This window comes from Caballeronia sp. LZ024 (genome assembly GCF_031451455.1).
GTDB classification, from domain to species: domain Bacteria; phylum Pseudomonadota; class Gammaproteobacteria; order Burkholderiales; family Burkholderiaceae; genus Caballeronia; species Caballeronia telluris.
Map to the genome: position 1 here is coordinate 1963770 of NZ_JARUXL010000001.1, position 22334 is coordinate 1986103.

General features: G+C 63.3%; 23 protein-coding genes and 2 tRNA genes. 8 read left to right on the plus strand and 17 right to left on the minus strand.

The annotated features are described in order from the left end of the window. Positions 1-326 precede the first annotated feature (326 nt). Complete coding sequence (gene bamC / locus QCE48_RS09035) at positions 327-1544, minus strand: outer membrane protein assembly factor BamC (protein ID WP_309785113.1); 1218 nt, start codon at positions 1542-1544, stop codon at positions 327-329. A 476-nt stretch (positions 1545-2020) separates the two neighbouring features. Here bamC and QCE48_RS09040 point away from each other — a divergent pair, with 476 nt between their 5' ends. Then, complete coding sequence (locus QCE48_RS09040; RefSeq protein WP_309785111.1) at positions 2021-2455, plus strand: DUF2844 domain-containing protein; 435 nt, start codon at positions 2021-2023, stop codon at positions 2453-2455. Between the two features lie 11 nt (positions 2456-2466). Then, on the plus strand, positions 2467-3756 hold the full coding sequence (locus QCE48_RS09045; protein ID WP_309785110.1) for a DUF3443 domain-containing protein: 1290 nt from the start codon (positions 2467-2469) through the stop codon (positions 3754-3756). 99 nt (positions 3757-3855) lie between these two features. Here the strand turns inward: QCE48_RS09045 and QCE48_RS09050 are convergent, their stop codons facing one another. The 7 genes from QCE48_RS09050 to QCE48_RS09080 all read right to left on the minus strand — a co-directional run bounded on the left by QCE48_RS09050 (position 3856) and on the right by QCE48_RS09080 (position 9645). After that, positions 3856-4230 carry an OmpA family protein gene (locus tag QCE48_RS09050; protein ID WP_309794185.1) on the minus strand — a complete coding sequence of 125 codons (375 nt, stop codon included), beginning with the start codon at positions 4228-4230 and terminating at the stop codon, positions 3856-3858. A 239-nt stretch (positions 4231-4469) separates the two neighbouring features. After that, a complete protein-coding gene (gene pcaC / locus QCE48_RS09055) occupies positions 4470-4865 on the minus strand; it encodes a 4-carboxymuconolactone decarboxylase (RefSeq protein ID WP_309785109.1) in 396 nt (131 codons plus the stop codon). Further along, positions 4862-5656, minus strand: coding sequence for a 3-oxoadipate enol-lactonase (gene pcaD, locus QCE48_RS09060; protein WP_309785108.1), 795 nt, complete (start codon positions 5654-5656; stop codon positions 4862-4864). Before pcaD ends, pcaC begins: the two co-directional genes overlap by 4 nt. A 23-nt stretch (positions 5657-5679) precedes the next feature. Next, positions 5680-7038 carry a 3-carboxy-cis,cis-muconate cycloisomerase gene (locus QCE48_RS09065; protein WP_309785107.1) on the minus strand — a complete coding sequence of 453 codons (1359 nt, stop codon included), beginning with the start codon at positions 7036-7038 and terminating at the stop codon, positions 5680-5682. Positions 7039-7042: 4 nt separating this feature from the next. Then, positions 7043-8245 carry a 3-oxoadipyl-CoA thiolase gene (gene pcaF, locus QCE48_RS09070; RefSeq protein ID WP_309785106.1) on the minus strand — a complete coding sequence of 401 codons (1203 nt, stop codon included), beginning with the start codon at positions 8243-8245 and terminating at the stop codon, positions 7043-7045. Between the two features lie 34 nt (positions 8246-8279). Beyond that, the gene (locus QCE48_RS09075; protein ID WP_309785105.1) at positions 8280-8936 is read right to left on the minus strand and encodes a 3-oxoacid CoA-transferase subunit B; all 657 of its coding nucleotides are present in this window, start codon (positions 8934-8936) and stop codon (positions 8280-8282) included. A 16-nt stretch (positions 8937-8952) separates the two neighbouring features. Further along, positions 8953-9645 (minus strand): 3-oxoacid CoA-transferase subunit A, encoded by a 693-nt coding sequence (locus QCE48_RS09080; protein ID WP_087632148.1) that lies wholly within the window; start codon positions 9643-9645, stop codon positions 8953-8955. Between the two features lie 217 nt (positions 9646-9862). On the opposite strand from QCE48_RS09080, the gene QCE48_RS09085 reads away from it, so the two are divergent. The 6 genes from QCE48_RS09085 to QCE48_RS09110 all read left to right on the plus strand — a co-directional run bounded on the left by QCE48_RS09085 (position 9863) and on the right by QCE48_RS09110 (position 13931). Then, positions 9863-10678 carry an IclR family transcriptional regulator gene (locus tag QCE48_RS09085; protein ID WP_309785104.1) on the plus strand — a complete coding sequence of 272 codons (816 nt, stop codon included), beginning with the start codon at positions 9863-9865 and terminating at the stop codon, positions 10676-10678. Positions 10679-10762: 84 nt separating this feature from the next. Next, the gene (locus QCE48_RS09090) at positions 10763-11686 is read left to right on the plus strand and encodes a LysR family transcriptional regulator (protein WP_309785103.1); all 924 of its coding nucleotides are present in this window, start codon (positions 10763-10765) and stop codon (positions 11684-11686) included. Positions 11687-11744: 58 nt separating this feature from the next. Continuing rightward, positions 11745-12623: a LysR family transcriptional regulator gene (locus tag QCE48_RS09095; protein WP_309785102.1), complete on the plus strand. Its 879-nt coding sequence runs from the start codon at positions 11745-11747 to the stop codon at positions 12621-12623. 169 nt (positions 12624-12792) lie between these two features. Continuing rightward, a complete protein-coding gene (locus tag QCE48_RS09100) occupies positions 12793-13170 on the plus strand; it encodes a hypothetical protein (RefSeq protein WP_309785101.1) in 378 nt (125 codons plus the stop codon). Positions 13171-13281: 111 nt separating this feature from the next. Then, positions 13282-13358 (plus strand) — tRNA-Pro (locus tag QCE48_RS09105). 183 nt (positions 13359-13541) lie between these two features. After that, the gene (locus QCE48_RS09110; RefSeq protein ID WP_309785100.1) at positions 13542-13931 is read left to right on the plus strand and encodes a hypothetical protein; all 390 of its coding nucleotides are present in this window, start codon (positions 13542-13544) and stop codon (positions 13929-13931) included. Positions 13932-14031: 100 nt separating this feature from the next. Here the strand turns inward: QCE48_RS09110 and QCE48_RS09115 are convergent, their stop codons facing one another. From QCE48_RS09115 to QCE48_RS09155, 9 genes are all read right to left on the minus strand, one after another. Continuing rightward, entirely contained in the window at positions 14032-14412 is a 381-nt protein-coding gene (locus QCE48_RS09115) for a MerR family transcriptional regulator (RefSeq protein ID WP_309794119.1), read from the minus strand. Positions 14413-14482: 70 nt separating this feature from the next. Continuing rightward, entirely contained in the window at positions 14483-14893 is a 411-nt protein-coding gene (locus QCE48_RS09120; protein WP_309788371.1) for an integration host factor subunit alpha, read from the minus strand. A 46-nt stretch (positions 14894-14939) separates the two neighbouring features. After that, complete coding sequence (gene pheT, locus QCE48_RS09125; RefSeq protein ID WP_309788230.1) at positions 14940-17372, minus strand: phenylalanine--tRNA ligase subunit beta; 2433 nt, start codon at positions 17370-17372, stop codon at positions 14940-14942. An 82-nt stretch (positions 17373-17454) separates the two neighbouring features. Continuing rightward, positions 17455-18468: a phenylalanine--tRNA ligase subunit alpha gene (gene pheS, locus QCE48_RS09130; protein ID WP_309788229.1), complete on the minus strand. Its 1014-nt coding sequence runs from the start codon at positions 18466-18468 to the stop codon at positions 17455-17457. 169 nt (positions 18469-18637) lie between these two features. Continuing rightward, the gene (gene rplT, locus QCE48_RS09135) at positions 18638-18997 is read right to left on the minus strand and encodes a 50S ribosomal protein L20 (protein ID WP_062637433.1); all 360 of its coding nucleotides are present in this window, start codon (positions 18995-18997) and stop codon (positions 18638-18640) included. 29 nt (positions 18998-19026) lie between these two features. Then, on the minus strand, positions 19027-19224 hold the full coding sequence (gene rpmI / locus QCE48_RS09140; RefSeq protein WP_309788228.1) for a 50S ribosomal protein L35: 198 nt from the start codon (positions 19222-19224) through the stop codon (positions 19027-19029). A gap of 194 nt (positions 19225-19418) precedes the next feature. Next, positions 19419-19943 (minus strand): translation initiation factor IF-3, encoded by a 525-nt coding sequence (gene infC / locus QCE48_RS09145; RefSeq protein ID WP_087632138.1) that lies wholly within the window; start codon positions 19941-19943, stop codon positions 19419-19421. Positions 19944-19990: 47 nt separating this feature from the next. Further along, on the minus strand, positions 19991-21898 hold the full coding sequence (thrS, locus tag QCE48_RS09150; RefSeq protein ID WP_309788226.1) for a threonine--tRNA ligase: 1908 nt from the start codon (positions 21896-21898) through the stop codon (positions 19991-19993). Positions 21899-22184: 286 nt separating this feature from the next. After that, a tRNA-Val gene (locus QCE48_RS09155) sits at positions 22185-22261 on the minus strand. Positions 22262-22334: the final 73 nt, after the last annotated feature.

A 22334-nucleotide genomic window follows, 5' to 3' on the forward strand; every position in this document is an offset into this window, starting at 1 on the left:
GATAGGCGACGGGGCCACCGGCGGCCGCGCGCACGCGCGAGGCCTGTATTCGGACGACGGAAGCAACGTGGCGCCCATGCTCGCGCGCTTTATCCGGCCCGCGCCGCAGACGCGCACCATCTGCGCTTGGATCGCATGCCGTGTGTGCACTGTACCCGGCATGCGATTGATTCTTATAAGCTTTCCCGCACATAACCTGCCGAAAGACTGCGCGCTGCTTCGACGCGAAGACGTCGCTGATGCAAAGCGCGTCCGGCGCGCGCACGCATAAAAAAACCGCCTCGAAATCGAGGCGGTTTTGCTTCGGCGAAACGCTGACGCCGGAATCAGCTGATCTGATCGGCAAGCAATGCCATGATCTGACGAGCCTGCGGCGAGGAATCCACCTGGCCCTTGTCGTCGACGATCGACACGCGGGTTTGCTGCTCCGTGATCGCCCGCACGTTGACTTCGTATTGCTTCGCGACCTTCTCCTTCCGGCCGTGGAACACCTGGCTCCAGAAGCCCTGCTCCGCCGACGTCATGTCCTTCGGATCGACGTAGCGAACGAAATAGACGCCCTTCGCGCGGTCGCGGTCGTCGACCGTGAAGTTGCTGCGGTCGAGCGCGATGCCGACGCGCAACCACGCGCGGTCATAAGGCTCGGGCAGCATCAGTTCCGGGGACGACGCCTCGGGCACCGTGTCGTTGCTCACCGCCGTCTGGCTGGAAAGCTGGACGTTCTGCACGGCAGTCGCCTTCGCCGCCGAATTGCCGCCCTTTGCGGCGGTTCCGGCCGCGGCTCCAGCCGCCGCCGATGTGCCGAGCGTCGACGCATCCGATCCGCCGCCAGCCGTGCGCGAGTCCGACATCGCGAGCGTTGCCATCAAGCGCTTCAGATACTCGTTTTCGAGCGCCGGATCGTTCGGACGAGCCTGCCACTGGCTCGAATCGTTATTGACGCCCGTCAGCGCCTCGCGCATGCCCTTCTGGCTCACGAACACGTAGGTGCCGCCGTTCGGCGCCACTTCAAGACGCGTGCGGTACTTGTTGCGCTCGGCGGTGACATACGAATTGCCGGTCGCCTTCGACAGCGTATTGCGAATCAGACCGTCGGAAATTTGCGGATGGGTTTCGTTCCAGTCGGTTTCCATCACGCCCTTGTCACGGGCATCGACGACGAGCAAAAAGCCCTGCTCCTGCCAGAAACGTCGAACCTGCGGCCAGACCTGGTCCGGCGATTTGCTGTCGATGACGAGCCAGCGCTCCGTGCCATCGCGCTGGATATGCATGCCCGATACGGGCGGAACCACGGTCGGAGCAGTCGGGGCGGCCTTCTGGACCTGCTGCAGGTCGGACAGCGTCGCCTGCCCGCCCTGGGGCGGCAACGAGCGCTGGTCGGACGCTTCATCGAGCAAATTCGGCGGAACTGCGAGCGACGCCTGCTTCGAGCGCTGATCGCTCTTGTAGTTGATCGCGGTGGGGGACGACGTGCCGCATCCGGCTACGAACCCTGCCGCCATCAAAAGTGCTGCCAACCGCTTGGTCACACGAAAATCTGTCATGTTTGGGAAGTCCTTCCGCTACGCCACGGGGTTTTCCGTGGATCAACCCAGCATTTTACCGGTGCCGCGCGCCGCCGTGCAAAAACAGCCTGGCGCCATTCGATTTTCGTCGTGCGCTGACTCTATGGCGACGGATTCTCAACCGCGATCACTGCGATTTTGACGCGCAGCGGCGTAGCGAATGTGCTGCTGCATCGCCACTTGCCCGCATTCTTTCGGCTGGGATTCATCCGCAGCACGTCTGTTTGACAAACTTTGACAATTCCCCGCGCAACCCGACCGCCATCGCGCCTCCCAACGGCTTGATAAATAAGCCTTTTTCAGACATTTCCGTCTTATCTCAATAACCCTTCGTAGGACTATCCCATCGCGTCATTTGCATACCGCGCCATCTTAAAATTTCATCTCAAAAATAAGAATCTTACTGGACCGGTACCCAAATGACGACCTCACGCATAAGAACTCCTTACTATTTCATGGCGGCCACGATCGCGTGTCTGATGATGACGGGCGAACCCGCTCTTGCACGACTCGGATCGACGATCGCCACCACGCTCGATTCATCGCCCGGCCGGGTCATTCGGCACGCGAAGAACGGCGAACTGTCCTTCGACGAAACCACCGATTCCAACGGCATCACGCTGCGCCAGTACGTCGACTCGGCGGGCGTCGTCTATGCCGTCAGTTGGCACGGCGCCGCAATGCCCGATCTCGACGCGCTCCTGGGCGCCCACTTCGCGCGCTACAAAAGCGCAGCAGCGGGCTCGCAAGCCAGCCACGGACTGCACGCATCCCGCGTGGCCGACGACGACCTCGTCGTCGAGTCCGGCGTGCGGCTGAGGCAGTTCGTCGGCCGCGCGTGGCTCACCGACGCACTCCCGGCGGGCGTGACCGCCGACGACATCGAATAGGAGCCCCGGTCATGCGATCCAGTCGATATCTCCTGCTCACAGCGTCGCTCATCGCGATCCTCGCGACCGGCGCGCTTTCCGCCTGCGGCGGCGGCGGCGACAGTTCGTCGACGCCGGCCAGCCCGGCCCCCGCTCCGGCGTCCGCCGCCACGCCCGCATCCGCCGCCGCGCCGACGCCCGCATCGTCGGTGTCCGTCAACGTCGTACCGCAATCGACCACGCCGAATGTCCAGCCGATCAGCGTGTCGCGCGTCGACACGGGCACGCGCAATCTGCTGCAGACGAGCGTCACGATCTGCGTGCCCGGCACCGACCACTGCCAGACGATCGACAACATCCAGGTCGACACCGGCTCGCAGGGTCTGCGCATTCTCGCGTCGGCGCTCTCGCCCGAGCTCGCGCTGCCGGCCGTCACCACCAGCACCGGCGCGAACGCCGCGCAATGCACCGTGTTCGGCTCCGGCTACACATGGGGCGCGGTGCGTACCGCCGACATCCGCCTCGCGGGCCATGTCGCCGCGGCGACGTCGATTCAGGTGATCGCGGACCCGGCCGTGCCCGCCGCCGCCGACGACTGCACCAAGTCCGGCCTGCCGATGCTCACCGCCGCGCGCTTGCGCAGCAACGGCATCCTGGGCGTCGGGCCGTTCCGCGCGGACTGCGGCAGCGCCTGCGTCAACGCGCCGCTGCCGCGCTGGTACTACGCATGCACGCCGGGCGCGACCGGCACATGCGTCGCGAGCACGCTCGCGGTTGCGCAGCAGGTGACCAACCCGATCGCGCGCTTCTCCGCCGACAACAACGGCGTGTTGATCGAGCTTCCGGCCGTGCCCGACGCCGGCGCGTCGGCGGTAGCAGGCACGATGACGTTTGGCATCGGCTCGCAGGCCAACAACCTGCTCGGCGATGCGACCGTCCTGCGCGGCAGCACGCTGTCCGGCTTCGTTCTCACCGACTTCGGCGGCAGTACGTTCTCGACGAGCTTCATCGACAGCGGTTCGAACGGACTCTTTTTCCCGTCGAATTCGCTCGCCCAGTGCGGCCTCTGGTATTGCCCGCCGACGCCTCAGAGCCTCACCGCGACCATTCGCTCGACGAGCGGCGCCTCAGCCGGCGTGAACTTCTCCGTGGCGACATCGACGGCGCTCTTCACCAGCAGCAACAACGCGTTCTCGAACCTGGCCGGTCCGGTTGGCAATTACTTCGACTGGGGCTTGCCGTTCTTCTTCGGGCGACGCGTATTCACGGCGCTCGAAGGGCGCGTAACGCCCGCGGGCAACGGGCCGTACTACGCGTTTTAGCCTGATGCGCCGGCGGCGGCGAAAGGCGCGCCTGCAAGAACAGCAGCCGAGCCGCCCAGTCGACCGAGGCGGCTCGACCGCTCTGCTGCTTCGCGCGGATTACTCGCCCGACGAAGGCGTCTCGCCGCGACGCGTGAACCGGCAAGACAATCGACGAGCGCCCGATGATTGCTCATTGCTCATCGCGCATTGCGCGCCCGGCGAAGCGGGCCCATAGCCGCGCGCCTGAATGTGCACCGTGACGCCGTGATCCTGCAAGTACCGCTGGATGCTCGTCGCGCGCCGTTGTGACAGCGCGCGGTTGTACGCCAGGCTGCCGAGCCGGTCGGTAAAGCCGGAAATCACGATTCCGGACACGTCGCCGGCGCGCTTCACATCGGCGATCACCGCATCGAGCTTCGCCCTGCCGTTTTCCGTGATCGACTCGAGGTCGCCGCGATCGAACGGGAAAAGCGCATCGGCCGATAGCGCGATTTTCCGGCAATCGGGTTAAATTCCAACTAAACCAAAACTCCTAATATTCTCCGGATAGCCGATCGGACGAAGCTTTCCTCTCGCCTCCTATACCGTTCGACATAGCCCAATCGGTTGATACGAGGCCCGATGGCTTCGAAACGCATCGACCAAAAAAAGCCGTTCCGGTATCAACCGGAACGGCATTCTCTACCCGCCTTCGCAAGTGTCGGTAATACACCTGCGCTACATCGCTGATCTCACCTCCGCGGCAACGCCTTGTCATCCTCGTCGAAAATCTTCTGCGCCAGATGAAACGCCGAGTTCGCCGCGGGCACGCCGCAGTAGATCGCGGTCTGCATCAGGATTTCCTTGATCTCGTCGCGCGACACGCCGTTGTTCTTCGCCGCCCGTAAATGCAGCGCCAGTTCCTCGCTACGATTGAGCGCGACCATCATCGCGATGGTCACGAGGCTGCGCGTGTGGCGCGGCAAGCCGGGACGCGTCCAGATCTCGCCCCATGCATAGCGCGTGATGAGGTTTTGAAACTCGGTCGTGAGATCGGTGCGATTGGCGAGCGACCGGTCTACGTGCGCGTCGCCGAGCACCGCGCGGCGCACGCCCAGGCCCGCGTCGTAACGTTCGTCTTCGGTCATCGTTGTTCTCCCAGGAACTCCAGCACGTGGCGGGTGTATTCCGCCGATTTTTCGATGTTCGACAGATGCGCCGCGTCGAGTTCGACGTAGCGCGCCCCTTCTATATAGCCGGCGAGTTCGCGGCCCTGCGCGGCCGGCGTCGACATGTCGTGCGTGCCGGCGATCACCAGCACCGGCGCCTTGATCGTCTTCGCCTCGTCGCGCAGGTCGGCATCGCGGATCGCTTCGCAATTCGACGCGTAGCCGTCGCCCGAGGTGTGGCGGAACACGTCGCGGATCGGCGCAAGCACGAGCGGCTCGCGCTCGATGAAACCCGCCGTGAACCAGCGCGGAATCACCGCGTCCGTGAGCCCGATCATGCCGCCGACTTCGCGCGCCTTCGCCGCGCGCGGCGTCCAGACGGCATCCGAGCCGATCAGCGCCGCCGTGTTCGACAGCACCACGCGCTCGAAGCGCTCCGGATGGCGCGCCGCGAGCCCGACGCCGGTCAGCCCGCCCATCGACAGGCCGCAGTAGTGCGCGCGCTTGATGTGCAGCGCGTCCATGAGGCCGATCACGTCGCCGATCAACTGGTCGATCGTATAAGGGCCTTGCGGCGAATCGGAATGGCCGTGGCCGCGCGTGTCGTAACGCAGCACGCGATAGTGTTTCGCGAACGCCTCGGCTTGCGGCGCCCACATCGACATGTCGCTGCCGAGCGAATTGGACAGCACGAGCCACGGGGCGGACTCGCCCGCATCGGCGTCGATGCGATAGTAAAGCTGGATACCATTGACGGCGGCGTGAGGCATTTGGCGTTTCGCTCCTGAATGAATCACGCGTTGGCGTGATGAAGCTCGAGCGCGGCGTCGATGAACGCCTGCGCGCAGCCGGCGTAGTTCGCCGGGTCGAGCAACTGTTTCAACTGATCGGTCGAGAGATGCTGCATGACGGTGACGTCCGCGCCCAGCACGTCGAAGAGCGTGCGGCCGCTTGCGACCGCCTCCTTCGACGCATGCTCGACCAGCTTGTGCGCATCGAGCCGGCCGATCCGGTCGCCGAGCGCGAGCATCACCGCTTCGCCGAGCACGAGGCCGCGCGTCGCGTCGAGATTCGCGGCGAGCCGCGCGGTGTTCACTTCGATGTCCGCGACGATCGTCTTCATGTGCGCGAGCGCGCCGCCCGCGAGGCGCGCGAGTTCCGGCAGCGCTTCCCACTCGGCCTGCCAGCCGCCGAGCGCGCGCTCGTGCTCCTGCACCATGCCCGTGAAAACCGTCGCGACGAGGCCCGGCGCGCGCGTCGCGGCGGTCAGAACGGCCGCGCAGCCGACCGGATTGCGCTTGTGCGGCATCGTCGACGAACCGCCCTTGCCCGCGGCGGCCGGTTCAGCGAGTTCGCCGACTTCGGTCTGCATCGACAGCGAAATGTCGCGCGCCATCTTGCCGAGCGTGCCGATCAGCATGCCGAAGCAGGACGCACTTTCCGCGATGCGGTCGCGCTCGGTGTGCCACGGCAGCGCGGGCAGCGCGAGCGAGAGTTCGTCGGCGAGCGTCTGGGCGACGCCTTGCGCCTTGTCGCGCAGACTCGCGAGCGTGCCCGCCGCGCCGCCGAACTGCAACGCGAGTGCGCGCGAGCGCAGCGTCGAAAGGCGCTCGCGGTGACGCGTCAGCGCGTCGAGCCATTGCGCGAACTTGAGACCGAGCGTGATCGGCAGCGCCTGTTGCAGCCAGGTCCGGCCGATCATCGGCGTCGTGCGGTACTTCCTCGCCTGATCGGCGAGCGCGGCGCACAGGTCGCGCAGGTCGGCATCGACGAGATCGAGCGCCGCGCGCAACTGGAGCACCGTGCCGGTGTCGATGATGTCCTGGCTCGTCGCGCCCCAGTGGACGTATTTGGCCGCGTCGGCGTCCGCGTCCTTCACGACCGCCGTCAAGAGCTTGACGAGCGGAATCGCCAGATTGCCGCCCGCCGCCGCGCCCGTCATGAGCGCGCGCGCGTCGATCGCGTCCGCGCGGCACGCGGCTTCGATCGCCCCGACCGCGCTCGACGGAATCACGCCATGCGCCGCCGACGCACGCGCGAGCGCGGCCTCGACGTCGAGCATCGCCTGGACGGTCGCGTGCGGCGACCAGACCGCGTTCATCGCGTCGGTGCCGCAGATGAGGTCGGTCAGCCGGCCGGTCGCTGCAAACATGGGCTCAGACACGTTCGATCGCAATCGCGATGCCCTGCCCCACGCCGATGCACATCGTGCAGAGCGCGAAGCGGCCGCCGGTGCGTTGCAACTGATAGCTCGCGGTCGTGACGAGGCGCGCGCCGCTCATGCCGAGCGGATGGCCGAGCGCGATGGCGCCGCCATTCGGGTTGACGCGCGGATCGTCGTCCGCGACGCCGAGCATGCGCAGCACCGCCAGCCCTTGCGAGGCGAACGCTTCGTTCAGCTCGATCACGTCGAACTGGTCGATGGTCATGTTCAGGCGCTTGAGCAGCTTTTGCGCGGCCGGCGCCGGGCCGATGCCCATCACGCGCGGCGCGACGCCCGCGGTCGCGAGACCAAGAATGCGTGCGCGCGGCACGAGGCCGAAGCGCTTCGCGCTGTCTTCGTCCGCGATGATGAGCGCAGCCGCGCCGTCGTTGACGCCCGACGCGTTGCCCGCCGTCACGCTGCCGTCCGGGCGCACGACGCCCTTCAGCTTCGCGAGCGCCTCGATGCTCGTCTCACGCGGATGCTCGTCCTGCGACACGACGATCGGATCGCCCTTCTTCTGCGCGATCGTCACGGAGACGATTTCCTGCGCGAGCGTGCCGTCCTTCTGCGCGCGCGCCGCCTTCTGTTGGCTGCGCACCGCGAACGCGTCCTGATCGGCGCGGCTCACCTTATAGTCGTCCGCGACGTTTTCCGCCGTTTCCGGCATCGAATCGACGCCGTATTGCTTCTTCATCAGCGGATTGACGAAGCGCCAGCCGATGGTCGTGTCGTAGATGTCGGCCTGACGCGAAAAGGCGCTCGTCGCCTTGCCCTGCACGAACGGCGCGCGGCTCATGCTCTCCACGCCGCCCGCGATCAGGAAGCTCGCCTCGCCCGACTTGATCGCGCGCGCGGCGATACCGATCGCGTCCATGCCCGAGCCGCACAGGCGGTTCACGGTCGTGCCCGCGATGCCTTCGGGCAAACCGGCGAGCAGCGTCGACATGCGCGCGACGTTGCGATTGTCCTCGCCCGCCTGGTTCGCGCAGCCGTAGATGACTTCCTCGACGGCGTTCCAGTCGACGTCCTTGTTGCGCTCCATCAGCGCGCGCAGGGGCACGGCACCGAGGTCGTCGGCACGCACCGACGAGAGCGCGCCCGCATAGCGGCCGATCGGGGTACGAATCGCGTCACACAAAAATGCTTCTTTCATCAATGTCTCCGGGAATGTTCGGTACGGACCGCGCTCAAGCGGCTTCGGTCAGCGGCGCGTATTGCAGCGGCACTTTCGCGAGCGCCTGAAGCTCCTCGAACGAGAGCCCATCGACGATCTCGCGCACGACGAAGCCTTCCGGCGTCACGTCGAACACGGCGAGATCGGTGTACACACGATCGACGCAGTCCACGCCCGTCACCGGGTACGAACACTCGTCGACGAGCTTGCTCTCGCCCTGCTTGGTCAGCAATTCCATCATCACGTAGACCTGCTTCGCGCCGATCGCCAGGTCCATCGCGCCGCCGACGGCCGGAATCGCGTCGGGCGCGCCGGTGTGCCAGTTCGCGAGATCGCCCTTCGCCGACACCTGAAACGCGCCGAGCACGCAAAAATCGAGATGGCCGCCGCGCATCATCGCGAACGAATCGGCGTGGTGGAAAAAGGCGCCGCCCGTCAGCAGCGTGACGTGCTGCTTGCCGGCGTTGATGAGTTCGTCGTCTTCCTCGCCCTTGGCGGGCGCCGGGCCCATGCCGAGCAGGCCGTTTTCGCTATGCAGGAAGATTTCGCGGTCCGCCGCGAGGTGATTGGCGACGAGCGTCGGCACGCCGATGCCGAGGTTCACGTAGGCGCCTTCGGGAATGTCGGCGGCGACGCGTTTCGCCATTTCGTCACGAGTCAGTTTTTTCATGGCTGTTCCTTTCTGCTTAGGCCGCGAGTTCGGCTTGATGGACGGCTTGCGGCACTTCCACGACGCGCTGCACGAAAATGCCCGGCGTGACGATGTTTTCCGGATCGAGTGCGCCCAGTTCGACGACCTGCGACACCTGCACGATCGCGGTCTTCGCCGCGCTCGCCATGATGGGCCCGAAGTTGCGCGCAGTTTTACGATAGACCAGATTGCCCCAGCGGTCGCCCTTATATGCCTTCACGAGCGCGAAATCGGCGTGCAGCGGTGCTTCGAGCACATACTGCCTGCCGTCGATCAGACGCGTTTCCTTGCCCTCTGCGAGCTTCGTGCCGAAGCCGGTCGGCGTAAAGAAGCCGCCGATGCCCGCGCCCGCCGCGCGGATGCGTTCCGCCAGATTGCCCTGCGGCACGAGTTCGAGTTCGATTTCGCCCGCGCGGTAAAGCGCATCGAAGACCTGCGAGTCGGTCTGGCGCGGAAACGAACAGATGATCTTGCGCACGCGCTTCGCCTTGAGCAGCGCGGCGAGGCCCGTTTCGCCATTGCCGGCATTGTTGTTGACGATCGTCAGTTCGCGCGCGCCCTGCTCGATCAGCGCGTCGATCAGTTCCGACGGCATCCCCGCCGTACCGAAACCGCCGATCATGATGGTCGCTCCGTCGTGCACATCCGCCACCGCCGACGCGAGCGAATCGAAAATCTTGTTGATCATGCCGTTCTTCTCCTGCAAGTGGCCCGGCGGCGTTCTTGCGCGTTCGATGCGCACGCGATCTGCCGGACCGGACTCGGGGTTAACCTGCTCGTTCAAAACACTTGCTTCAAAATGTTCGACATGCGAACATGGATTCGTTTAGCGAACAATGCGATGTTATTCCTGCATTCGTTGTCGTGTCAACGAACTACGGGTTTTTACCGACGGGCCTTCCTCCATGACCGACGATCCAGCGCAAGCCGTATCCAGTGACGAACCGGACGCAGCAAAGCCCGGCGATTCGTATGTGCAGTCGTTCGCGCGCGGACTCGCCGTGATTCGCTCGTTCGACGCGAGCCGCCCCGCGCAAACGCTGACCGAAGTGGCCGCTGCCGCGGGCCTCACGCGTGCGGGCGCGCGCCGCATCCTGCTGACGCTGCAGGCGCTCGGCTACGTCGAGGCCGACGGAAGGCGCTTTCAGCTTACGCCGAAGATCCTGGACCTGGGTTTCGCCTATCTCACGTCGATGCCGTTCTGGAATCTCGCCGAGCCGGTGATGGAGGAACTCGTCGGACAGGTGCACGAGAGCTGCTCGGCCGCCGTGCTGAACGGCACGGACATCGTCTACGTGCTGCGCGTGCCGACTCACAAGATCATCACGCAGAACCTTTCGATCGGCAGCCGCCTGCCGGCGTTCTGCACGTCGATGGGCCGCGTGCTGCTCGCCGCGCTCGACGACACGCAACTCGACGCCGTGCTCGACGCGAGCGAACTCGTCGCCCGCACGCCGCGCACGCTCACCGACCACGCCGCGCTCGCCGAAGCGATCCGCGCCGTGCGCCGTCAGGGCTGGGCGATCGTCGATCAGGAACTGGAGGAAGGGCTGATTTCGATGTCGGCGCCGATCCGCGACCGGCAGGGCCGCGTCATCGCGGCGCTCAATATCAGCGGGAATGCGCAGCGAAAGAGTGCGAAGCAGATGGTGAAGGCGTTTCTCGGACCGCTGCAGGACGCGGCGCAACGCGTCTCGGAGATGGTCGCGCGGCGTGGATAGGCACAAGCGCCACTATTCGAAAGGCCGAAAGAGGCGCTACCCTCTATCTCGCCCGCCGATAACCGCGCCGAAGACGCCCGCCGCATGAACGACCTCGATCTGAACCTCATCCCGTATCTCGTCGCGATCGAGGAGACGCGCAACGTCAGCCGCGCCGCCGAGCGGCTCGGCGTGAGCCAGCCGCGCGTGAGCACGGCGCTCGGCCGGCTGCGCGACTATTTCAACGACCCGCTGTTCGTGCGGACTTCGCGCGGCATGGAGCCGACGCCCCGCGCGCTCTCGCTCGTGCCCGCCGCGCGCGAGGCGCTCGGCCGCATCGAACGAGGCCTGCTCGACACCCAGCATTTCGATCCGACCGTAACGACCGACACGTTTTCGATCGCCCTGTCCGACGTCGGCGAGATCGTGTTCCTGCCGCGCCTTCTGCAAGCGCTCGCCGTCGAGGCGCCGCATGCGAACCTGCGCTCGGTGTCGCTCGCGCACGGCGAAGTCGAACGCGGGCTGGAAGCCGGCGACATCGATCTCGCGGTCGGCTATTTTCCGGATCTCGGCGGCAACAACTTCTTTCAGCAGCGGCTTTTCTCGCACCGCTTCATCTGCCTGATGCGGCGCGATCATCCGTTTGCGCGCGGGCCGCTCACGCTCGAACAGTTCATCGCGTGCGGACATGCCGTCGTGCGCGCCGAGGGACGCAGCCAGGAAATCCTTGAGAACTTTCTCGATAAACAACGCATTCGACGGCGCGCAGTCCTCGAAACGCCGCACTTCATGAGCTTGCCCTTCATTCTTTCTCGCACGGACTTGATCGCGACCGTGCCGCACGCGATCGGCTTCGCCTACGTCGCCGAGCATGCGTCGATCACGCTCGCCGAACCGCCGCTGGCACTGCCGCACTTCGATCTCCGGCAGCACTGGCATCGCAAGTTCCACAACGACGCGCGCACGATGTGGCTGCGTGGGGTCGTCGCGTCGCTGTTCAACGATGCGCTGGACGAATGGCCGAAGTGACGGCGCACCGCGACGACCCGGCTAGAATGGCGTTTTGTTTCCTGCCAGGAAATGATCGATGGATGCGTTGACCAGCTTGCGGGTGTTCCGGGAAGTCGTCGAAGCGGGAAGTTTCGTGAAGGCCGCCGAACGCCTCGACATCTCGACCGCGATGACGAGCAAGCACGTGGCGAATCTCGAACGTCAGCTCGGCGTGCGCCTGCTCAACCGCACGACGCGCCATCTGAGCCTGACCGAAGCCGGCAGCGTCTACATCGAGCAGTGCAGCGAGGCACTCGACATCCTGGCTGCGGCGGAAGCGGCTGTCGGCACGCAGACGGCGCATCCGCAGGGCGTGCTGAAGGTGACGGCGCCCGGCTGGTTCGCGACGCGCAAGTTCGCCGATCTCCTCGTCGCCTACCGGGAGCGTTATCCCGAGGTGCTGATCGACCTTCGCCTGGAAAACCGTTTCGTCGATCTCGTCGAGGAAGGTTACGACCTGGCGCTCCGTGCGACGTCCGAACCGTCGCCTTCGCTGATCGTGCGGCCGCTGTGCAGGGTGCCGTTCATCCTCACGGGCGAGCCGGCGTATCTCGAACGGCACGGCACGCCGCGCCGCCCTGACGACCTGGACCGGCATCGCATGATCCTGCCGACCTACACCAATATCGAGACGGTAGAACTGAGCGGCCCCGACGGCACGTTCACCGTGAAGAATCAGGCGGTGCTCAAGACCAACGACACGTCGATGTCGCTTCAACTCGTGCGCGCCGGGCTCGGACTCGCGTATTTCCCGGAATGGATCGTGGCGCCGGAACTCGCGGCGGGCAATCTCGTGCGCGTGCTGCCGGACTACGCCGCGTTCGCGCCTTCGGTGTACGCGGTCTACACGAGCCGCAAGTACATGACGACGAAGGTGCGCACGTTCATCGATTTTTTGTCCGAGGCTTTGATCTGACGGGGAGGCGCTGCTGGCGAAACACCGGTCAATTAGGATAACTCGTATTCAAGCGCATCGGCCGCCGTGTGATGATCCCGCCCGGTTTTGGTCTCATCGCCCGGTGCTTCCGAACGCCGGGCCGAGCGATGAACGAGCCTTCTCACTTCCTTTTGCGATCGGATCCGCGATGAACTTCCCGTGGTTTCAACTGTTCCTCAACTTCATGCTGCTCGGGGCGGCCGTGTTCATCTGCAACACGATCAATGCGAGCCTGCGCGAGGCGCGATGGAACGGCGCGCTGATCTTCGTCGGCTTCTGCCTGCTCGCCGTGGTGCTCGACTTCGTCCTCATGCACGTGTTCGCCTCGGCGACGTCGGCGGAGCGGACAAGCTATGCGAACCTCGCGTCGATGTCCGCCTGGGCGGAACGTGTCGTCGCGTATGTGATTCCTTGTGCCGTGGGTATCGTGCTCGCGGTTCGCTTCCGGCAGCGCTGGCGTAGCCACGGCCGGCAGCCGGTGATCATCAAGACGTCGGAATACTCGCAGTCGGAATTGTCGGTTTGAGGATGCCGCGGTTGCACGGCCGGGCAGCGTGAGTGGAATTGTGAAGCATCGTCGGCGAAGGCTTTCCAAGGGTTCTCAATACGAAACCCGTCTGATATACTTTCGCTCTTTCGGGGCGTAGCGCAGCCTGGTAGCGTACCTGCATGGGGTGCAGGTGGTCGGAGGTTCAAATCCTCTCGCCCCGACCAAAGAAATCAAGGACTTAGCCTTTACGGGCTAAGTCCTTTTTCTTTTCTACTGCAATGTCGATCACCGGCACGCGACGCTCGACGTTTGTGCCTCGCGTTTCTAAGGCGCTTTATCAGCTTGCGGCATCCTCCATCTGGCGCGCAGAGTGCGTTAGACTTCCGGCGACATTTTTCAGGATCAATATGAGAAACATTGCTTCGCGCGTGATGCTCGTCGGCCTCGCGTGTGCTCTTGCCGCATGCACGACGGGCTACCGGAACGGCCAGCAGTGCAAGCAGAAGATGATCGCCACCTACCCGACCGCCGATGTCCCGTTGTCCGTCGAAGCGACGAAGATCGCGCATCGCGGATCGCGTGTCGTGGTCGAGGGCAGCTACAAGAGTGTGTCGCGCACGCTCGTGACGACGCAGATCAAAGGCGGTCAGACGAACACCGTCAAAGTGGCGACGATCAATGTTCCCGCGGCGGTCGAATGCACGTTCCAGGAAGACACGATGACGAGTTTCAGATGGCTCACGCCGCTGAAATTCGCGTGGGTCTACGAACCCGTCGCCGAGACCGAGCACGAGTAGGATCGCAAAGCATGGGCGCGTCTTCGCCCATCTTCGAGGCTTCAAAAACAAAAACGCCGCGACTCTCGTCGCGGCGTTTCCATTGGATCCGACTGCAATCTCAACCGCCAAGCAGATCGATCACCTGCAGGATTTCCTTCCTCAACTGCTCCACATCCACCGCAACCTGCGCAGGCGCATTCGCGCTGATCTCGGCGTCATCGTCCTCGTCGCCATTCACGCGGCCATGCGAATCGAGCCGGTTACGCGCGCCGTTGATCGTGAAACCCTGTTCGTAAAGCAGTTCGCGGATACGCCGGATCAGCAGCACCTCATGATGCTGATAATACCGACGATTCCCGCGCCGCTTGACCGGCCGCAACTGCGTGAACTCCTGCTCCCAATAGCGCAACACATGCGGTTTCACGCCGCATAGTTCGCTGACTTCACCGATCGTGAAGTAGCGCTTGGCCGGGATCGGAGGCAAGACGACTTTTTCCATCGTCGATCAACCTTCGTGGGTGGATATCGCAGAGGCGCTGACTAACAGGCATCCAGCGCGGTTTCGTCCGTCAGCGGCCGAAGGTGGTTTCCGCGCCGGTCTCGACCAGCGCCTTCAGTTTCTGGCTCGCGTGAAACGTGACCACGCGACGCGCGGCGATCGGAATCGCTTCGCCCGTCTTCGGATTGCGTCCCGGCCGCTGCGGTTTGTCGCGCAACTGGAAGTTGCCGAAGCCGGACAGCTTGACGCTGTCGCCGCTTTCGAGCGCGTCGCGAATGACTTCGAAGAAGGCTTCGACCATGTCTTTCGCTTCGCGCTTGTTGAGTCCGACGTGGTCGAACAGCATCTCGGCCAGTTCAGCTTTCGTGAGCGTCGGCGTCTCACTGGACGCCGCGCCGTTCGAAGTCGGGATATCTCGGATCATGGCGCTGCGTTGCGCCGAAAGAAGGGCTTCGAAATCACTCGAGTTCATTTGGTTCATATCATAAAAATGGCGTGACGATGAAGACGGAGGGGCCAACCAAAGGCTATCCGCGCAACCGCGCGCCATGTACTCGAGCCAAGCGATCCACCAGCGTTTTGATGGCCGTTTCGACCGTTTCGTCCTGAAGCGTCCCGCCAGTATCTTGCAACGTCACACGGAAGGCAAGGCTTTTCTCGTGCACCCCCAACCCACCGGAAGTGCTTGATTTTGGACGAAATTCATCGAACAGCGCAACCCTTGTGACGTGCTTGCACGCGGGTTCGGAACGGGCGTTTTCGAGCTCGTCGAGGAGCGCCTGAACCTCCACTTTCTGGTCGACGACGATCGCAATATCGCGCTTCACCGGCGGGAATTTCGACACCTCCGACGGCACCGGCAGCGAGCGTTCCATCAGCGCTTCAGCTTCGATTTCGAAAAGAATCGGCGCTTGCGGAAGGTCATACTTTTGCAGCCAGCGCGGATGAAGTTCGCCGATCCAGCCCACCGCGCGGCCATCGATTTCGATGCGCGCGCTGCGTCCCGGATGCAGCGCCGGATGCTCGGCCTTGACGAAGCGCGGCACCACGGGCGCAAAGAGCGCCTCGACGTCGCCCTTCACGTCGAAGAAATCGACGGTGCGCGACGGCGCGCCCCACTGCTCGTCCAGCGCCGGCCCATAAGCCAGCGCGCCGATCATCTTCGGCTGCGCGAAGCCTTCGACAGCGAGTTCGCCCGCCTTGATCGACGGATCGTGCAGGAACACGCGGCCCGCCTCGAACACGCGGATGCGCTCTGCGCGACGGTTCAGGTTGTAGCGCAACACGTTGATCAGGCTGCCGAAGAGCGTCGTGCGCATGACCGACAACTGGCTCGCAATCGGATTGAGCAGCTTGACCGGCTTGTCGTTGCCCGCGAAATCCTCCTCCCACTCGGCATCGACAAAACTGAAGTTCACCGTCTCCGCGTAGTCGCGCGCGGCAACCGCGTGGCGAATCACGTGGATCGAGCGCTTCGTCTCGTTGGTCGGACGCATTTCGCTCTTCGCGACCGGCGGCCGTGCCGGAATCTTTTCGAAGCCGTAAATGCGCGCAACTTCCTCGATCAGATCCTCTTCGATCTCGATGTCGAAGCGATACGGCGGCGGCGTCACCGAGAAGGTGTCGCCATCGCGCTCGAAGGCGAGACCGAGGCGCGTGAAAATCTGCGCGATCTCTTCGGTGCCAATCTCGATGCCGATGATGCGATGCGCGCGCGCGACGCGCATCGCGACCGGCGCGCGCGTCGGCAGATTGACGACCTGATCGTCGACCGGGCCGGCCGCGCCGCCGCAGATGTCGAGAATCAGTTGCGTGATGCGCTCGATGTGCTCGACGGTCGTCGAATAGTCGACGCCGCGTTCGAAGCGATGCGCCGCGTCGGTCGAGAAGTTGTACTTGCGCGCGCGGCCGCGGATGGCGTCGGGCCACCAGAACGCGGCTTCCAGGTAGATGTTCGTCGTGTCGAGCGAGACGGCCGTGCTGTCGCCGCCCATGATGCCCGCGAGACTTTCGACCTGATGGTCGTCCGCGATCACGCCGACGGTTTCGTCGAGTTCGACGGTGTTGCCGTTCAAGAGCTTGAGCGACTCACCCTGCTTCGCCCAGCGCACTTCGATACCGCCGTGAATCTTGTCGAGATCGAACACGTGGGTCGGGCGGCCGAGTTCGAGCATCACGTAATTCGAGATGTCGACGAGCGCGGAAATGCTGCGCTGACCGGAGCGCTCCAGCCGTTCGACCATCCATTGCGGCGTCTTCGCGTGCGCGTTCACACCGCGGATCACGCGACCGGAAAAACGGCCGCACAGATCGGGAGCGAGAATCTTGACGGGCAGCTTTTCGTCGAGGATGGCGTTGACCGGCGGCATATCGAGCGTCGTGAGCGGCGCGCCCGTGATCGCGGCCGTCTCGCGCGCGACGCCGAACACCGAGAGGCAATCCGCCTTGTTCGGCGTCAGCTTGATTTCGAAGACGGTGTCGTCGAGACTGAGCGTCTCGCGAATGTCCTGGCCGATCGGCGCATCGGCGGGAAGGATCAGCAAGCCGCTGTGATCTTCCGACAGCTTGAGTTCGCGCGCGGAGCACAGCATGCCCTGGCTCTCGACGCCGCGCAGCTTCGACAGCTTGATCGCGAACGGCGCGCCGCCCGCCTCTGCCGGCGGCAACTCGGCGCCGACCAGCGCGACCGGCACCTTGATGCCTGGCGACACATTCGGCGCACCGCACACGATGTTGAGCGTCTCGCCCGTGCCGGCGTCGACCTGGCAGACGTTCAGCTTGTCCGCGTCCGGGTGCTTGGCGACTTCCAGCACCTGTCCGACGACAATCTTCGTGGTCGGCGGCGCGACCGGCCGCAAGCTTTCGACTTCGAGACCCGCCATCGTCAGCGCGTGCGACAGTTCGTCGGTGGTCAGTGTCGGATCGACGAAGCTTCTAAGCCAGGATTCTGGGAATTGCATGTGTGTCTAAGTTCGAAATGAGTGGTGTCTGCGCCCGGTCTTAGAATTTCTTATGCACCGGGCATCGAGGGCGAGCGGCGCTTTACGCGAACTGCCGCAGGAAACGCAGATCGTTTTCGAAGAAAAGGCGCAGGTCCTGCACGCCGTAGCGCAGCATCGTCAGGCGTTCGAGGCCGCTGCCGAACGCGAAGCCGATATAGCGCTCCGGGTCGAGACCCATGTTGCGGATGACGGCCGGATGGACCTGGCCGGAACCCGAAATCTCGAGCCATTTACCGGCGTTCTTGCCGTGCTCGAACATCATGTCGATCTCGGCGGACGGCTCGGTGAACGGAAAGTACGACGGGCGGAAGCGCACGAGAATGTCGTCGCGCTCGAAGAATTTCTTCAGGAAGTCGGTGTAGACGCCCTTCAGGTCCGCAAAGCTGATGTTCTCTTCGATCCACAGGCCTTCGACCTGGTTGAACATCGGCGAGTGCGTGGCGTCGCTGTCCACGCGATACGTGCGGCCCGGCACGATCACCTTGATCGGCGGCTTGTTCATGCGCGCGTAGCGCACCTGCATCGGGCTCGTGTGCGTGCGAAGGAGGAGCGGCCGGCCGTCGGCGTCGTTGCCGTCGACGTAGAACGTGTCCTGCATCGAACGCGCCGGATGATTTTCCGGGCTGTTCAGCGCCGTGAAGTTGTACCAGTCGGTTTCGATCTCGGGGCCGTCGGCCACATCGAAACCGATCGTCGCGAAGATTTGTTCGACCCGCTCCCACGTGCGCATCACCGGATGCAGCGTGCCGGCGCCAGAACCGCGCCCGGGCAGCGTCACGTCGATCGCTTCGGCCGCGAGCCGCTGGTTCAACAGCGCGTCGGCGAGCGCCTGGCGTCGCGCGGTAAGCAGCGTTTCGACCTTCGCCTTGACGACGTTGATGCGCGCGCCTTCGGTCTTGCGCGCTTCCGGATCGAGCTTGCCGAGGCCCTTCAACAATTCGGTGAGCGCGCCCGATTTGCCAAGAAAGCGCGCCTTCTCGTTTTCGAGCGTGGCGGCATCGGAGGCGTTTTCAAAGGCGCTTTGCGCGTCGGCGACAATCTGGTCCAGGTCCATTGATCCCATCATTTCAACGTCGAAGTTCAACTGCTCAACCGAACGGGCGGCCGCATGTGCAATCCGCTCGACCAACGAAAACGGGGCTCGAAAGCCCCGTTTTCTGTCGCTGCGGCACCGAAACTACCGGATCTTCGCAGCGACGAACCACGCAGTACTAATTTCGCAATTAGGCTGCAACGGCGGCTTTCACCTGCTTGACGATCGCAGCAAAAGCAGCCTTGTCGAACACAGCCATGTCAGCCAGAACCTTGCGGTCGAGTTCGATCTGAGCCTTCTTCAGGCCGTTGATGAACACGCTGTAGGTCATGTCGTGCTGACGCACCGCTGCATTGATACGCGTGATCCATAGTGCGCGGAACACACGTTTCTTGTTGCGGCGATCGCGATAGGCGTATTGCCCGGCGCGCATGACCGCTTGCTTGGCGATGCGATAGACGTTATTGCGACGGCCGCGGTAACCCTTGGCCAGCTTGATGACTTTCTTGTGACGGGCCCGTGCGGTAACCCCACGTTTTACTCGAGGCATGTTGCGCTCCTATGAGTTTCGGTTAAGGGTTAGGCGAACGGCAGCATTGCGCGCACGGAGTTCAGATCGGAATCATGAACAGCCGCGGAGCCACGCAGATGGCGTTTGTTCTTGGTGGTTTTCTTGGTAAGAATGTGGCGCTTGAAGGCCTGACCGCGCTTGACGGTACCGCCCGGACGCACCACGAAGCGCTTTGCAGCACTCTTCTTGGTCTTCATCTTCGGCATGAAACTACTCCAGTTTATTAGATGGACATGGGTGTGCGGTTGATCCATCGATCCTTTCCCGCCCTTCGAAACCCACGCGCCACTTGTGTGCGAACAGTTATAAAAACCCGCCGCATTTTCATGAGCGTCGCCGGTTGCCCGGCGTCGCCCTGAAATTTCTGTCGATGCCGCGCCAAACTGGCGCGATCCATCGATTACTTCTTTTTCTTCGGCGCCAGCACCATGATCATCTGGCGGCCTTCCATCTTCGGCATTTGCTCGACTTGCGCGTGTTCGTCCAGATCCGCCTTCAGGCGTTCCAGCATGCGCATGCCGATTTCCTGGTGGGCCATTTCACGCCCACGGAAACGCAACGTGATTTTCGTCTTGTCGCCGTCTTCGAGGAAACGCGTGAGGTTGCGCAGCTTCACGTTGTAGTCACCGTCATCGGTGCCCGGCCGGAACTTGACTTCCTTGACCTGAACGATCTTCTGCTTGAGCTTCGCCTCGTGCTGCTTCTTCGCTTCCGAGTATTTGAACTTGCCGTAATCCATCAAACGGCAGACAGGCGGCACGGCCTGCGGCGCGATTTCGACGAGATCCACGTCCAGCTGTTCCGACTGGCGGAAAGCATCGGCGAGTTTCACGATTCCGAGCGGCTCGTTGTCCACTCCGACCAAGCGCACCTCGGGTGCGGTAATTTCACCGTTGATGCGATGTGACGACTTATCAGTAGCGATGTTACGTTTCCTCTAAAAATTAAAAAACAAGCCGCGCTGCGGGTGACTTACTTGAACGTCTGCACGTCCTGCTGCAGGCGTTCGAGGAATGCGTCGACCGGCATGGAACCCAGATCGACACCGCCACGAGCACGCACGGCTACGGTTTTCGCCTCACGCTCCTTGTCGCCGACGACCAGCAAATACGGGACCTTTTGCAGCGTGTGCTCGCGTATTTTATAGCTAATCTTCTCGTTGCGCAAATCCACCTCAACTCTAAGCCCTTGTTTTTGCAACGATTGGGCCAGATCGCGAGCGTAATCCATCTGATTTTCCGCGATATTCAGCACAACCGCCTGCACCGGCGCGAGCCAGGCGGGCATCGCACCAGCATGGTGCTCGATCAGAATGCCGAGGAACCGCTCCATCGATCCGACGATTGCACGATGCAGCATGACGGGGCGCTTGCGGCTGTTGTCTTCCGACACGTACTCCGCGCCCAGGCGCTCGGGCAGGACCATGTCAAGTTGCAGCGTGCCGCACTGCCAGGAACGGCCGAGCGCGTCCTTGATGTGATATTCGATCTTCGGGCCGTAAAAAGCGCCCTCGCCCGGCAATTCTTCCCATTGCAGATCGCACGCGGTCAGCGCGTCGCGCAGGCCCTGTTCGGCGCGATCCCAGATTTCGTCGGTGCCCGCGCGCTGGTCGGGACGAAGCGCGAGCTTGATGCCGATGTTCTCGAAGCCGAAGTCCTTGTAGACGCTCATCGCGAGCGTGTTGAACGCGATCGATTCCGAAATGAACTGGTCTTCCGTGCAGAAGATGTGTGCATCGTCCTGGACGAAGCCGCGCACGCGCATCAGCCCGTGCAGCGAACCCGACGGCTCGTTGCGATGGCACGAACCGAACTCGGCGTAGCGCAGCGGCAGATCGCGATAGGAACGCAGGCCGTGATTGAACACCTGCACGTGGCCCGGGCAGTTCATCGGCTTGATGGCGTAGTCGCGCTTCTCCGACTCGGTCGTGAACATGTTTTCACGATAGTTCTGCCAGTGGCCCGAGGCTTCCCAGAGCGAACGGTCCATGACCATCGGCGTCTTGATTTCGAGATAGCCGGCGTCGTTCACGCGACGGCGCATGTACTGCTCGACCTGCTGCCACAGCGACCAGCCCTTCGGATGCCAGAACACCATGCCGGGCGCTTCGTCCTGCAGATGGAAGAAATCGAGCTGCTTGCCGAGCTTGCGGTGATCGCGCTTCTCGGCCTCTTCCAGCATGTGCAGATACGCTTCCTGATCTTCCTTCTTGGTCCAGGCCGTGCCGTAGATGCGCTGCAGCATCTCGTTCTTCGAGTCGCCGCGCCAGTACGCGCCGGCGACTTTCATCAGCTTGAACACTTTCAGCTTGCCGGTCGACGGCACGTGCGGCCCGCGGCACAGGTCGGTGAAACCGCCGTGCGAATAGAGCTTGATGTCATCGCTTGCCGGAATCGACTCGATGATCTCCGCCTTGTACTTCTCGCCGATGCTCTTGAAGTAATCGACGGCTTCATCGCGCGAAACGACGCGGCGCGACACCGGCTCGTCCTTCTTCGCGAGTTCCTGCATGCGCTTTTCGATCTTCTCGAGATCTTCCGGCGTGAAGGGACGGCTGTAGGCGAAGTCGTAGTAGAAACCGTTGTCGATGACCGGCCCGATCGTCACCTGCGCTTCCGGATACAGGTCCTTCACGGCGTAGGCGAGCAAGTGCGCGGCCGAGTGACGAACGATGTCGAGGCCATCCGCGTCCTTCTCGGTGACGATCGCAAGCGAGGCGTCATGGTCGATCAGCGCCGACGTATCGACGAGTTCGCCATCCACCCGGCCGCCCAGCGCGGCCTTGGCGAGACCCGCGCCGATCGAGGCCGCGACTTCGGCGACCGTGACGGGGTGGTCGTACTGTCGGACGGAGCCGTCGGGCAAGCGTATCGAAACCATTTCGTTCTCCAAGACGCCGGCACACGGCGATCAAGTTCAATTCAGCCATGCCCTTCGGACGCCAAAGGCAACAGCAGGCAATTCAAATGGGCAAAAAAAATGCGGCCCCACATTCGAGGGGCCGCATTCACTTTCTTACACACCACAAGGGCGAAAGAGGTCCTCGACTAGCGTCGCTCCGAAGTTGTTTCGGTCAACGTTCGCGGTGCCATCTTTTTGTTCGCCTTTAGCGCCGAGGCGCTTCCTGCGGTTTTGAAACCCCGGCGAACCGGGATTCCGTTTTCGTTGGTAGGCTCGATTGGACTCGAACCAACGACCCCCACCATGTCAAGGTGGTGCTCTAACCAGCTGAGCTACGAGCCTGAAGAAGACGAAATTATATGGACCGTTTTGAATCTTGGCAAGCGTTTTTATGCAGTGACTGTGAAAATATTCG

What these genes read in the sequence shown, in the direction of transcription:
- bamC (WP_309785113.1), bottom strand. Translation starts at nt 1,544, where the DNA reads ATGACAGATTTTCGTGTGACCAAGCGGTTGGCAGCACTTTTGATGGCG.
- QCE48_RS09040 (WP_309785111.1), top strand. Translation starts at nt 2,021, where the DNA reads ATGGCGGCCACGATCGCGTGTCTGATGATGACGGGCGAACCCGCTCTT.
- QCE48_RS09045 (WP_309785110.1), top strand. Translation starts at nt 2,467, where the DNA reads ATGCGATCCAGTCGATATCTCCTGCTCACAGCGTCGCTCATCGCGATC.
- pcaC (WP_309785109.1), bottom strand. Translation starts at nt 4,865, where the DNA reads ATGACCGAAGACGAACGTTACGACGCGGGCCTGGGCGTGCGCCGCGCG.
- pcaD (WP_309785108.1), bottom strand. Translation starts at nt 5,656, where the DNA reads ATGCCTCACGCCGCCGTCAATGGTATCCAGCTTTACTATCGCATCGAC.
- QCE48_RS09065 (WP_309785107.1), bottom strand. Translation starts at nt 7,038, where the DNA reads ATGTTTGCAGCGACCGGCCGGCTGACCGACCTCATCTGCGGCACCGAC.
- pcaF (WP_309785106.1), bottom strand. Translation starts at nt 8,245, where the DNA reads ATGAAAGAAGCATTTTTGTGTGACGCGATTCGTACCCCGATCGGCCGC.
- QCE48_RS09075 (WP_309785105.1), bottom strand. Translation starts at nt 8,936, where the DNA reads ATGAAAAAACTGACTCGTGACGAAATGGCGAAACGCGTCGCCGCCGAC.
- QCE48_RS09080 (WP_087632148.1), bottom strand. Translation starts at nt 9,645, where the DNA reads ATGATCAACAAGATTTTCGATTCGCTCGCGTCGGCGGTGGCGGATGTG.
- QCE48_RS09085 (WP_309785104.1), top strand. Translation starts at nt 9,863, where the DNA reads ATGACCGACGATCCAGCGCAAGCCGTATCCAGTGACGAACCGGACGCA.
- QCE48_RS09090 (WP_309785103.1), top strand. Translation starts at nt 10,763, where the DNA reads ATGAACGACCTCGATCTGAACCTCATCCCGTATCTCGTCGCGATCGAG.
- QCE48_RS09095 (WP_309785102.1), top strand. Translation starts at nt 11,745, where the DNA reads ATGGATGCGTTGACCAGCTTGCGGGTGTTCCGGGAAGTCGTCGAAGCG.
- QCE48_RS09100 (WP_309785101.1), top strand. Translation starts at nt 12,793, where the DNA reads ATGAACTTCCCGTGGTTTCAACTGTTCCTCAACTTCATGCTGCTCGGG.
- QCE48_RS09110 (WP_309785100.1), top strand. Translation starts at nt 13,542, where the DNA reads ATGAGAAACATTGCTTCGCGCGTGATGCTCGTCGGCCTCGCGTGTGCT.
- QCE48_RS09115 (WP_309794119.1), bottom strand. Translation starts at nt 14,412, where the DNA reads ATGGAAAAAGTCGTCTTGCCTCCGATCCCGGCCAAGCGCTACTTCACG.
- QCE48_RS09120 (WP_309788371.1), bottom strand. Translation starts at nt 14,893, where the DNA reads ATGAACCAAATGAACTCGAGTGATTTCGAAGCCCTTCTTTCGGCGCAA.
- pheT (WP_309788230.1), bottom strand. Translation starts at nt 17,372, where the DNA reads ATGCAATTCCCAGAATCCTGGCTTAGAAGCTTCGTCGATCCGACACTG.
- pheS (WP_309788229.1), bottom strand. Translation starts at nt 18,468, where the DNA reads ATGGACCTGGACCAGATTGTCGCCGACGCGCAAAGCGCCTTTGAAAAC.
- rplT (WP_062637433.1), bottom strand. Translation starts at nt 18,997, where the DNA reads ATGCCTCGAGTAAAACGTGGGGTTACCGCACGGGCCCGTCACAAGAAA.
- rpmI (WP_309788228.1), bottom strand. Translation starts at nt 19,224, where the DNA reads ATGCCGAAGATGAAGACCAAGAAGAGTGCTGCAAAGCGCTTCGTGGTG.
- thrS (WP_309788226.1), bottom strand. Translation starts at nt 21,898, where the DNA reads ATGGTTTCGATACGCTTGCCCGACGGCTCCGTCCGACAGTACGACCAC.